This window comes from Streptomyces sp. NBC_01267 (assembly GCF_036241575.1).
In the GTDB taxonomy this organism is placed as follows: Bacteria; Actinomycetota; Actinomycetes; order Streptomycetales; family Streptomycetaceae; genus Streptomyces.
Map to the genome: position 1 here is coordinate 257,755 of NZ_CP108455.1, position 12,244 is coordinate 269,998.

The following is a 12,244-nucleotide window of genomic DNA, read 5'->3' on the forward strand; positions in this document are numbered from 1 at the left end:
AGGGTGGGTGCATCTATCGAGCAGTAGGGACGTCACTTGTCGACGGGTCCGGGAGTTGCCCGTGACCGCGGTCGGGTGAGGCTGATGAGTTCGGAAGGCGTGCCGGGAGTTGGCGGCGCGAGGTGATGTTGAGTTTCGGATAGATCCGGTACAGGTGGTAGCCCACCGTGCGCGGGCTGAGGAACAGGCGGGAGCCGATGTCCTTGTTGGTCAGCCCCTGCGCCGCGTAGCGGGCTATCTGAAGCTCTCGGGGAGTGAGGTCCTGACCGCTGGTGGGCGGCGTGGCGTCGAGGACACCTGCTGCGCGCAGTTCTGTGTGTGCCTGTTGCGTCCAGGGTGTGGCCCGCATCATCCGGAAGTGCTCCACGGCCTGGTGCAGATGGTGCCGGGCGGACTTGATCTCGTGGTGGCGGCGTAACCACTGCCCGTACAGGAGATGAGTACGGCCGGTTTCGAACCCGGAGACGCAGGGCGCGGCAAGTGCGTCGGCAAAGTGGTGACCGGCTTTTTCCGCCGGCGCCAGCAGCGCCTTGCACCGGTGCCATGCGGCGCGGAGCGAGGGTGAGAGCTGGGGCGCGGCCCGCTCTTCGAACTGCAGCAGCGCCGCGCCCGCCCGATCGCGCTGCCCCACCCGGACCAGGGCCTCGACCAGGTCGGGGATGACCAGCCGGCTCAGCATGAAGTGCTCTGCCGTGCCGCCGGGGGCGGTGACTTCGCTGAGCGGGCCGACTGCCTGCCGCGGCCGAAGGCTGCTGAGAGCGTCCAGTCCCTGTGCCCAGCGCGCTATCGCGGCGGCCGACGCGGCCCGGCGGGGCATGGACACCGCAAGGGACGCCTCGGCCAGTTCATGGCAGCGGGCGGAATCGCCCTGGGCCGCGGCCATACACGCCAGCAGGGCCTGGAGGTGGCAGGCAGCGATGGACTGGCCGGTCTCCGCGGCGAGGGTGAGTGCTTGTTCGCCGAGCGCCGCCCCTTCGGCCCACCGGCCGGTGACCAACTGCGCGGCCACGAGCGAGGTGAGGGCCACCGGTAGGGCCCCCGAAGCACCGGACGCCCGCAGGGCGTCGACCGAACGCCGCTGTGCGTCGAGCCCGGCTTCGCCGTCTCCCATGAGGTACGGCAGGAACACGGGAGGCCACACAACAGGCCCGAGGCCGAGGGTCGGCGCCCACCCGTCGCTCGGAGGTGAGCACCGTACCGCAGGCTCTCCGGCCGGTTCCTCACCCCGGCCCACGTCTCCCATGGAGCGTAATTGGTCGAGACGTTGGCTCCTGTCCGTGGTTTTCTCCAGAGGGAGCAGGGCCAGTAGGCCGGCTATCTCCGTCAGCTTCGCCGGGTGGCTGGCGCCCCATGCGGCGCGGGCCGCCAGCAGGAGGCACTCCTCCGCCAGCTGGGGTGCATGGGACCGGGCGAGTCGCGCGCTGTGCAGGAGCGTGTCGCAGGCGAGGGCGGGCGCGCTGCCGGCATGCAGCATGGTGCCGCGCACACAGGCAACGCGGGCCTGTAACTCCGTTGTGTGCTCCAGGAGTTCGACCTCGGCCAAAAGCGCCTGGGCCTGGGCCGGCTCGGCCGCGGCCCAGGCGCACTCGGCAGCCTCCACCAACCACCGCGCGGTGGCCGCGGGGATGGAGGAGAGTGCCGCGGCGCGGCGTAGCGCGCGGACGGCGGACGCCACGCCGCCGGAGCGCCGGGTCCGGTCCGCGAGACCGGCAAGGAGACGGGCGACCGTGTCGTCGGGAGGTGTGGCGCAGGCCGCGAGATGCCAGACGCGGCGGTCGTCCTCCTGGTCGAGGGCACCGGCCAGGGCCCGGTGGGCGGCGCGGCGCCGGCTGGGCGCTGCGGCCTGGTAGGTCGCGGAGCGTACCAGGGGGTGGCTGAAGCTGACCCGTTCTCCGCGCACGGTGATGAGCCCGGCCTCTGCGGCCCCGTTCAGTACGTCCATGGCCGTGTCGGCGTCGTCGGCGGCGTTGAGGAGGGTGCGAAGCTCGCCGTCGCGCTCGGCGGCGGCGAGCAGCAGGGGGAAACCGTATGCGGCGGCGCGGCGACAGAAGATCTGCCGTACCCGCTCGCTGAGCGGCAACTGGTCGGGCAGCGCCTGGGCGCCTGTCAGTTGCTCGTCACTGAGTGCGGCCGGGAGTTCGGCCAGCGCCAGCGGGTTGCCCTCGGCCTCCGTCAGCAGACGCTTGTACACGGAGGGAGCCGCCCGCGGCGCGTGCTGGTCCAGCAGGCGCCGCGCGAGCGCGGTGGGCAGGGGCCCGAGCCGCAGTTCCCGGGCCCCTGAAACGGGGACGGGTAACGTTTCCTCATCGCAGACCGCGAACACCATGGCCACCCGTGCCGACCGGAGCCTGCGGGCGGCGAAGGCGAGCGCGGCCGCCGACTCCTCGTCCATCCAGTGCGCGTCGTCCACGACCACGAGTACGGGTGCCTGCCGGGCGGCTCTCGTGAGCAGGGCGAGCACGGCCAGGCCGACGAGGAGCGGCTCTGCGGAAGATGCGTTCATGCCGAAGGCGCCGCGCAACGCGTCAGCTTGGCGGTCGGGCACCAACTCCAGCGCCGGCAGCAGGAGGTGCAGCAGCTGGTGCAGTCCCGCGAACGGCAGTCTGACCTCACTCTGCGTTCCGTCCGCCCATAAGACCTGCGCGGGGGGCTCCACCTGCTGTGCCACGTGGGTCAGCAGTGCGCTCTTGCCGATGCCGGCACCGCCGCGCAGGAGTACGGCACTACTTCGGTGACTCCGTGCGGCGTCGATGAGCCCCAGAAGGTCTCGGATCTCCCGGTCTCGCCCTTCCAACATTCCGATGCTCCCGCTCCGTAGGTGGCTCAGGCTGTACGTCGGCGTATTCCCGTCGCGCCATCGCGTGGTTCTGCCTGGCTTGACGATCGATTGCCCCTGTGCGCACTCCGGGACGGGAAAGACGGCTGGATGTGGGTGGTCATCGTGCGCGAAATGCCGCCAGCCACGCGCGGGCAGCGAACGCGGCCGGATACGGCTCCGGAAACCCGCGGGACACTCCGTGACTGCGACGCAGAAGAGGTTCCCACCACTCGCTAACGATGCCCTAGCGGCTGGTAACGGTGGCCTGTTAGTGCGTCCAGGGCGGCGCGGTCAGTGCGTTCGAGGCACCGTTCCCGGCCGGTCGGCGCGGCGGACGGCCTCCGCCCGTGCCTCTCCGTGGGGCGGCCCGACCGACTTGACGATCTCTTGACCATCGCGGCAGCGCCCCCAGGACCAGTCGGATGACAGATACCGGCCGCCCGTCGCCCTGCGCACAGTAATGACCACGGACCGCACGCCGGGGGCACCGGTCCGCAGACCCGATCACGACGCGGGCTCCGGTCACGGACGCAGAACCGAGGGAGAGGGTATGACAGTTGCGGAGACGGACGCTTCCGAGCACGCACTGGCGACGTATGAACCGTTGGCCCACTTCTACGACTTGTTCACCCGGCACGACGACTACCCCCGGTGGTGCGCCCTCCTTGACGACCTGCTGCACCGCCACCGCGTACCGGGCAAGCGGCTGCTGGACGTGGCCTGCGGGACCGGCAGGAGCACGGCCGCGTTCCGCGATCTGCACTACGAGGTGTCAGGTGTCGACCTGAGTGCGGCGATGATCGCAGAGGCCCGGTCCAAGGCGGCGAACCGGGGCATATCCTTCCAGCAGGGCGATATGCGCGACCTGCCCGGCACAGGTCCGGGCCACGACGTCGTGCTGTGCATGGACGACGCGGTGAACAACCTCCTCGACGACGCCGGACTCAGCAGCGCGTTCGCCAGTGCGGCACGGGCACTGCGCCCCGGTGGGCTGCTGGTATTCGACGTGAACACCCTTCGTACGTACAGGAATTGGTACGCACACGACGAGGTGTCACACGAAGAGGACACCGTCTTCGTCTGGCAGGGGCACTGCGGACCCGGACACCCGGAGGGCGCCCTGGCCCGCGCCGACCTCACCGTCTTCGCACGGGACGAGGCCACCCCGCTGTGGCGACGCTTCGAGGCGCCGCACCTTCAGCGTCACCATCCCGAGTCCCGCCTGCGCTCCGCGCTCCGCACGGCCGGCCTCGACGTCCTCCGCGTGTACGGCATGCGTCCCGGGACCGCGGACGTCGACGACACGCTCGACGAGGAGCGGCACCACAAGGCGATCGTCATCGCCCGCCGGCCGCCGACCGGCTGACCCATGGACTCCGGGCGTCAGCAGACGTCCGGTGCACGAGCACCATCCCCTCATGGAAAGGAAGTACTGATCATGGAGCACACCGAGGAGACCATCGTCGTCTTCGACACCGAGGAAGCTGCCGACACCTGTGGCGTCCGGACCGGCACCCCGGCTCGCTGATGCCGGCCCGGGGAGGGCGCGCCGGTACGACGTGCCCTCCCCGGGCTCAGCCATCTCATGGGCATCACACACTCAGATGTGCCGAGACGAGGAACCATGCGACTGATCAGAGGCGAGGCGAACTGGTGGTGCCTGTCCGGCCGGAAAGTGGCCAAGCTGCCGTCATCCGCCGTGACAGAGAACGGCGAACTCACCGCCGGAGCACGGGCCGAACTCGACGGCACCGGTTTCTTCGCCGTACCGCCGGTCGACCGCTTTCATCTCACCGTGCTCACCAGCAGCGCCTGCAACCTGGGGTGCGCCTACTGTTTCCAGAACACCGGGGCCGCTCCGGAGGGCACCTACCGTCCACCGCGCATTCCGCAGATCGCCCTCACTGCCCCGGTCATCGACGAGATCCTGGTCTTCGCCCGGGAACGGATGGCCGCGGCGGATCTCGGCAAGCTCCACCTACTGCTCTTCGGCGGTGAGCCACTGCTCAACCGTCAGGGCTGCTACACCCTCCTGGACCGAGCCGCCGGCGCCGGTCTCGCGTCAGCCGAGATGATCACCAATGGCACCCTGCTGACCGCCGACACCGCGCGCACACTCGAAGGACTGGGCCTCGGCCGGGTGCAGATCACCTTTGACGGCGACCAGGAACACCACGATGTGAGCCGGGTCAACCGGATGGGCCGTGGCACGTACGACCGGATCGTGCGCAACGTCTCACGCAGCGCGGAGGCCACCGGCCTGCGATGGCACTTCCGCATCAATGTCGCCACCCCGTCGATAGAGGGCATCGACGCGCTCATCGACGACCTTGCTGCCCGGACACCCACAGAGCGGTGTGCGATCAGCTTCGCCACGGTCGACGACGTGGGCATCGGCTACGAGTACGCCCCCGCGGCCACCGCCGCGCTCGCGCAGCGGCGCAAGAGCTGGAACGCCAGGGCGCTGTCGTACGGGTTCACCGTGCCGCTGCCCCAGCCGATCACCCGCTGCCCCTACTGCGCACTGCGCAGCGGCGCGACCGGTGCCGTGGTCAACGCCGACGGCACGCTCTACAGCTGCTGGGAGTCGGCGGGCAAGGAGGGGTGGGAGGTCGGCCACATCCGCTCCGGCTACCTGCCCGACGAGGTCATCACCCCACGCTGGGTCGCCTGCGACTACGACGTGCGGCTCACCCCCGACGCGGCGCGGGCCGAGTCACAGATCGGCGACCAGGTGGACGCCTCACTGCTGGACCTGATGTACCTCAAGGGGAAGCTGGGTTCGGGGTGAGCGGTGCCTCCCTGGATCCGTCGGCGAAGGCCGCGGACCGTGGCGGCATCCCCGCAGGGGCACGCCGGCCTCTGGCCCGCCTGGCGCTGGCGACCTGGGTCTCGACGGTGGGGAACTGCTTCACCACCGTGGCGCTCGCTCTGGCGGTGGCCGGTCTTCCGGGCTCCGGGGCCGGTACGGTCGCCGCCGCTACCGCACCCACCGTGGTCGGTACGCTCGCGAGCGTACTGGCCGGGGGTGGGCTGGCCGACCGCTGGAACCCCCGCTCCCTGATGGCCGGCGCCGAGCTGACGTGCGGCGCGGTGCAGACCGTCACCTTCGTCCTGTTGGCCGCCGGGCCCGGTACGGGCATGCTCTGGGCGCTGGGCGCACTGTCGTTCCTCCGCGGGCTCGCGAGTGGGGTGACCGGGCCCGCCGCGCGGGCGATACTGCCGCGCGTCGTCCCACCGCACGCCCTGCAGCGCGCCAACGCCGCTCTGCGCACCGGGATGTCACTGAGCGTCATCGTCGGTCCGGCGCTCGCCGGCTGGTGTGCGTCCGCAGTCGGTCCGGCGGAGGCGATCGCCGCCGATGCCGCGTCCTTCTTCCTCGCCGCGGCTCTCCTGTACCGCATCCCGGTCCGCGCCGCGGCCCCACGTCACCCACCGGTACAGGGATTCCGGCGCGAACTGCGCGAAGGGCTGGCCGAAGTCGTCGGCCGGCGGTGGCTCCTGCTGGTCATCGTCCAGGCCGCCGTGCTCAATCTGGTGACCCTCGGCCCCATGCAGGTGCTGGCCCCGCTCGCCGCTCAGGAGGGCTACTCGGGGGCACGGGGGTACGCCGCGTTCCTCACCAGCGCGGGCGTCGGCGCGGTCCTGGGCGGCATGCTCATGCTGCGCTGGGCGCCGAAGCACCCTGTCCTGATGTGCTCGGCCGTGATGGCGGCCTTCTGCCTGCCCTGCCTCGCCATGGCGGTGCACGGTTCGTGGTGGCAGGTGACGCTGGCGTACGGACTTCTCGGCACGGCGGAGGGGATCTTCGCCATCCTGTGGTCCACCGCGCTGCAGCGTGGCGTGCCCGCCGGGGTGCTGGGCCGGGTCAGCGCCTGGGACTTCCTCGGCTCTTTCGCGTCCCTGCCTCTGGGCATGGTTCTCGCGGGTCCCATGACTGCCGCCCTCGGGCTGGACGACTCCTTGCTGGCCATGGGTGCGGTGGGCTGCTGCGTCGTCGCGTGGCCGCTGCTCTGGCCCCGGGCGCGGAGCGCGCTGCGCGCCGTGTGACACGGCGTTCTCCCCGTACCCGCTTCCCATCCGTATCCATCCTTGTCCATCCGTGTCTATCCGCATCCATCCGTCAGAGGAGTGCCATGCCTGCCGCAGAACCGCCGTTGTTCTCCTGTGCGGACACGGTGACCGTCCGGCTGCCCGTGCGCCCGCGGGAGCTGGTGCGGCACTACGGGGAGCCCGTGGCGCACGGCGCGCCGGACGAGAGCGACCGGCTGGCCGGCTACCTGGCCGTGGCCGCACGCGACGCGCCTCTCCTGGAGGCGATCACCCTGGCCAGCCCTTCGCTGCGGCAGCGGCTCGACTCCCTCCGCACAGGCCCGCGCCCCGGGCTCGGCGTCTTGCGCAAAGCCGTGCGTGCCGTGGTCGGCTACCAGCTGCGGATGGCTTCGCGCTCCACCCCGTACGGCACTTTCGCGGCCGTGGCGCTCGCCCGGATCGGCACGCCGGGCGAGCGCGCACGGGCGAACGTGGGCGAGGACCACCGCCGCGGGGTGCGCCCGGACACGCAGTGGCTGCTCACTCTGGTCTCCCTGTGGGAGCAGCGCCCGGAGGTGGCCGACCGGCTCTCGGTGGTGACCAACTCACTCGCCGCCTCCCGCGGCGACCGGCTCGTGCTGAGCTATGTCGCGTCCTTGCAGACCGACCGGCTGGCCCGGGGAGGTGAGCGGGGGCGCAGCGGCACGTTCTTCGAGCTCGCGCTGCCGCGTACAGACGTGGCCGAATCGGCCCTTCGGGAGGCCCGGCGGCCCATTCTGCTGGGGACGTTGAGGGAGGAACTGGCCAGGGCCTTTCCCCGGGACGCCGTGGATGCCGCACTGACCGCCCTGGTGCGGCGGGAGTTCCTGCTGACAGATGCGCGTCCCGACGCACACGAGGAAGACCCGATCGCGGCGGTGCTCGACCGGCTCGACGGCGTGCCGGACGTACCCGAGCTGTCCGCGCTGCGTGAGATACACCAGTTGCTCGCCGATTACGGCGCCGCCCCGCCCGGTGCCGCACTCCACACCCTCGACCATGCACGGCGGGCGATGGCCGAGCTGCTGCCCGGTGAACCGACAGCGGTCCACGTGGACCTGGCCGCCGATGCGGATCTCCTCCTGCCCGCAGAAGTGGCGCGGGAAGCGGAGCAAGCGGCGGAAGTCCTGTGGCGGCTCTCCCCGCCCGGCCCCCCGCAGGAACTGCGCCGCTTCCATGAGGCGTTCACGGACCTGTACGGGACCGGGGTCGCGGTTCCGGTCCTCGAACTCCTGGATCCGGATACCGGGTTGGGGCCTCCCCAGGGCTACCGGCATCCGCCGGTACTGCGGCAGAACCTGCCTTCCCTCCTCTGTCCGGACGCCCCGGAGCGCGTACGGCTGCTCGCCGACATCGTCTTCGACGCCGTCCGTTCCGGCCGACAGGAGGTGGAACTGGATACGGAGTCGCTCCGCCGCCTCGACCGCACCCCCGAAGGCGGCCAAGCCGTCGGCCCCCCACGGTCCACGGACTTCCCCGCCCGGCTGCTGGCACGCGGCACGGCCGAACTGGACGCCGGTCACTTCCGGCTGTGGCTGACCACCGGGCCCGGCTCGGACCTCGCGGGCGCGGCATCGGCCCGCTTCGCACACGCCCTGGGGCCCGCGAGGAGTGACCTCCTCCGCGAGGTGGCGCGGCGCTCCGCCACCCAGTACGCACCGGAGCTGACTGCCCAACTGGACTGCCGCCCGGTCCCGTTCCGCAGCGGGAACATCACCCGGCTGCCGCACTGGACGCCTCACCGGCTGCCTGTCGGTCTGTACGCCGACCCTGCCGACCCGCTGACCCTCGTCCCCTCGGACCTGGCAGTAGTGGCCGACGACCGGCGCCTGCGGCTGGTCTCACTCAGCCGGGACCGCGAGGTCGTACCGCTCTCCTTCCACATGCTGGAATTCGAACGGCATGCCCCCAACCTCGCCCGTCTCCTCAGTGAGATCCCCATGACCGGGGCCCGGCCGTGGCAGAGCTGGGACTGGGGCTCACTGTCGGCGGCCCCGTTCCTGCCGCGCGTCCGCTACGGCCGGACCGTACTGACCGCTGCCCGCTGGCGGCTGGACACCAGGCTCTCTCCGCCCGCCACGGCCGAACCGGTCCTCTGGACACAGCACTTCACTGCCTGGGCCGAGCGGTCGGGGCTGCCTCGACGCGTGCTGCTAGGCACCGGCGACCAGCGCGTGGAAACCGACCTGACCTGCGCCGCGCACGTGGAGCTGATACGTAAGGAAGCGGCCCGGGGGCTGCCGGTGACTCTGGAGGAGGCGCCCTTCCTGCCCGGTCCGACCGGCCCCGACCCGGGAGACGGCTGGCTGACCGGCCCGGCGGGAGCGCACGCGAACGAGGTGGTCTTCCCGCTGTTCACCCACCGGCCGGCCGGCGCCGCCGCTCCCCGCCGGCTACGCCCCCAGCTCGTCGAGTCGCCTCATCTCGTGGGCGGCCCCTGGCTGTACGCCAAGCTGTACATCGCGTACGAACGGCACGACGAGGTGATCGGAGTCCACCTGCCGGAATTGCTCGCGCACATAGGTGACCACGTGGACCGCTGGTTCTTCCTGCGGTACGGCGACCCCGATCCGCATCTGCGGGTGCGGTTCCACGGCAGCCCCCAGCGGTTGACGCGCGAGGTGCTTCCGGCGCTGCACACCTGGGCCGAGCGTCTGCGCGCGGACGGACTCCTGGGGCGGGTGGTCCTGGACAGCTACCGACCGGAGACGGCCCGCTACGGCGGTCCCCGAGCACTGAAGGCTGCCGAGAGGGCGTTCCAGGCCGACAGCGAACTGGTAGTGGCACAACTCTCCGCGCTGCGCGAGGGATCGCTGAGCGGCGACCCGGTCGTGCTGTGCGCGGTCAACCAACTCGATGCCCTCCGCGCGACGGCCGGCCCGGAACCCTGGGCACCGTGGCTGCTGGCCCGGTACCCGCGCACCCCGCAGACCGCCTCCGTACGCAACCGGCAAAAGCTCCTTGACCGACTCCTCGACGGCTCTCCCAGCCTCCTCTCCCCCGGCTCACCCGCTCCAACGCTGGCCCGACTCTGCGGTCCCGGCCCGCTGGCCTCTGCTGCGGCGAACCGCGCCGAGGCCTTCGCTCGGTACGGACAGGTAATAAGCGACCTCGGCCGGGGAATCACCGCAGAGGAAGGGCAGCACACTCCCCTGCCTTCACTCCTGCACATGCACTACAACCGCGCGGTATGCATACCACCCGCAGGCGAGGACACGGTCCTGGTACTGGTACGGAACACCGTGCAGGGTCACCTCGACCGGCAGACTCAGCGGCGATGACGGTCTCGGCGAGTCCCTTGCTCACGGCTCGCGGGCCTTGTGCCCGCCGGACCTGCCGCCAACTCGACATGCCTTGACACCGCTGCTGCGCTCCAGCCCCGAGCGGACGTGAAGGCTGGAGCGCACCATCGGTCGCGGTCAGGCCTGTCGCGGAAGCAGCCTGAAACGCCCGTGAAAACCTCGCCTGCCCAGGCGCCTGCGACACGAGCGTGCTCCACGCGCCCCCCGACACGGCTGCTTGGGGCGGGCGCGTCCGGGGCCCGGGACAAGGAAGCGGGAGGCGCGGGTGACGTGCTTGCCCCGGCGCCCGTGGCGAAAGGCTGTCAGGTCACCGCGTCCCTGGGGCTTTCCAGGTCACCGCGTCCCCGACGGTTTCGGCAGTTCGCACCCTGCTGCCGCCAGGTCGAGCTTGTTGCCCGTGGTGAAACACGCCGGGATGCCGTACGTCTCCTCGGCGTAGCCGATGCCCTCGCGGATGGTCACGGTGCCCTGTTCGTCCACCTCGCAGGGGTTGTCGAGGGTGCAGCGTTCGCCGCTCTCGTTCGTGGTGTTGTTGATCGCCGTGATCTGTCCCGTCGTCGTGTCGATCACCGGAGAGCCCGAAGTGCCACCGATGACCTGGCATTCCGGGGTGTAGCGGACGGCGTCCTTCCACGTCCACTGATCCTCCTTGAGGCGGTACGCGAACCCGTCGACCGAGCAGGAGTAGGCCTGTTTCCAATAGCCGGAGACCACGTTGACCGCGTGGCCCTGCACCGGGTGGGTGGCGGACAGCGTCAGCGGGGCTATCCCGGTGGATTGCTGTATCTGGGCGTAGGTCTTGGTCAGTTGGTAGATCGTCACGTCGGTGTCGGTCATCGTCGAGTAGACGACCTGGTTCGCCTTGAGCGTTCCGGCGCTGCCGGCCGAGGCGTTGAGGAGCGTGAAACTGCGGGTCGATGACTGGCCGGTGATGACCTGGCCTGCGCTGGGAAAGCCCGTTTCGAGGCAGTGGCCGTTCGTCATGACCAGCGCGGGGTCCGTCGACTGCGAGTTCGGCATACGGACCAGGGAGCCCGAACAGTTGCTGAGTGCGACCGTGCCGGCGAATGAGGTGGCCCGAGCCGCTGCGGGGGTCACCTTCCCGCCGTCCGGATGCGCGCCCGGCGTCGTGACGGCGGGGGCCGCACGGCCTCCCCCGGCCGGGGCCGCGGCGGCCGTGCCCGCAGTTCCGGCCAGGGCGGCTGCGCCCAGGGTGAGCGTGGCCAGGGTGGCAAGGAGAGGCTTGCGCATGGTGGGTTCCTCTCGGATCAGCCCGGGAGCCGACCGGCACCCGGACGTCGAAGGGTCGCTGCATTGTCCGCGTACCGACAATGCGCCCGCTACCCTGCGGTTCCCTCCTGACGCGTTTCGCACTGTTGACAACCTCCGTATCCGGCACCACCGTTCGGGCGAGTTCGTCTCACGAGCCCGTCCTGCCCACATCGCTCCCGAGAGCACGAGGAGGCCGCAGCCGCCGCCTACGACGCACACGGCCGTCTGCACGGGGTGGGAGCAATTCGTCTCCGGACCGGACGTGCCCGCGCCTGCGAAGTCACCTGCCCGCCGGCCTCGCCGGAGTACTGAGCAAGAAGCGAGGCGCCCCGGCGAGACATGTCGCCCCGGGCTCGCGGTGGCGCCGACGGTCTCACGTGTGATCGTGCGTCGCTCCCGCTCTGTTGACGGCGACGTCCCGGAGCGGCCCGTCGGCCCTCTCGGTGCCGCCCCCGTCCTCCGGCCGGGACACGTCCTCGATGCCCGGATGGCGGCGAGCCGATACGACGAGGCAGGCGACGGCGCCGAGGAAGACCACCACAGAGGTCCAGTTGTTGAGGCGCAGGCCGAGGAACGTGTGGGCCTCGTCGATGCGCAGGTACTCGGTCCAGAACCGGCCGACCGTGTAGGCGGCGACGTACAGGGCGAAAGCCCTGCCGTGACCGAGCGCGAACCGGCGGGTCGCCCAGAGGACCAGTGCGGCGACGCCGATGTCCCAGAGGGACTCGTAGAGGAAGGTGGGGTGGTACGTCGCGACGTCGGTCGCTCCGTAGGAGGCTCG

6 protein-coding genes and 1 pseudogene are annotated in these 12,244 nt (G+C 70.9%); 4 read left to right on the forward strand and 3 right to left on the reverse strand.

The window, feature by feature from the left end; all coding sequences use genetic code 11:
- Positions 1 to 13: 13 nt before the first annotated feature.
- Positions 14 to 2,797, reverse strand: a complete 2,784-nt coding sequence (locus tag OG709_RS01375) for a helix-turn-helix transcriptional regulator (RefSeq protein ID WP_326695465.1) — start codon at positions 2,795 to 2,797, stop codon at positions 14 to 16.
- A 571-nt stretch (positions 2,798 to 3,368) separates the two neighbouring features.
- Here OG709_RS01375 and OG709_RS01380 point away from each other — a divergent pair.
- The 4 genes from OG709_RS01380 (at position 3,369) to OG709_RS01395 (ending at position 10,170) form a co-directional block, all read left to right on the forward strand.
- The gene (locus tag OG709_RS01380; protein ID WP_266644676.1) at positions 3,369 to 4,184 is read left to right on the forward strand and encodes a class I SAM-dependent DNA methyltransferase; all 816 of its coding nucleotides are present in this window, start codon (positions 3,369 to 3,371) and stop codon (positions 4,182 to 4,184) included.
- Positions 4,185 to 4,442: 258 nt separating this feature from the next.
- The gene (locus OG709_RS01385; protein WP_329164419.1) at positions 4,443 to 5,609 is read left to right on the forward strand and encodes a radical SAM protein; all 1,167 of its coding nucleotides are present in this window, start codon (positions 4,443 to 4,445) and stop codon (positions 5,607 to 5,609) included.
- Positions 5,606 to 6,868: an MFS transporter gene (locus OG709_RS01390; RefSeq protein WP_329164421.1), complete on the forward strand. Its 1,263-nt coding sequence runs from the start codon at positions 5,606 to 5,608 to the stop codon at positions 6,866 to 6,868. The genes OG709_RS01385 and OG709_RS01390 overlap by 4 nt, the downstream gene beginning before the upstream one ends.
- Before the next feature lie 86 nt (positions 6,869 to 6,954).
- Complete coding sequence (locus OG709_RS01395; protein ID WP_329164423.1) at positions 6,955 to 10,170, forward strand: lantibiotic dehydratase; 3,216 nt, start codon at positions 6,955 to 6,957, stop codon at positions 10,168 to 10,170.
- Between the two features lie 354 nt (positions 10,171 to 10,524).
- Here the strand turns inward: OG709_RS01395 and OG709_RS01400 are convergent, their stop codons facing one another.
- Both OG709_RS01400 and OG709_RS01405 read right to left on the reverse strand, forming a co-directional pair.
- The gene (locus tag OG709_RS01400; protein ID WP_250304998.1) at positions 10,525 to 11,442 is read right to left on the reverse strand and encodes a S1 family peptidase; all 918 of its coding nucleotides are present in this window, start codon (positions 11,440 to 11,442) and stop codon (positions 10,525 to 10,527) included.
- 394 nt (positions 11,443 to 11,836) lie between these two features.
- Positions 11,837 to 12,232 (reverse strand): annotated as a pseudogene (locus tag OG709_RS01405) (prolipoprotein diacylglyceryl transferase family protein); the annotation flags it as partial.
- Positions 12,233 to 12,244: the final 12 nt, after the last annotated feature.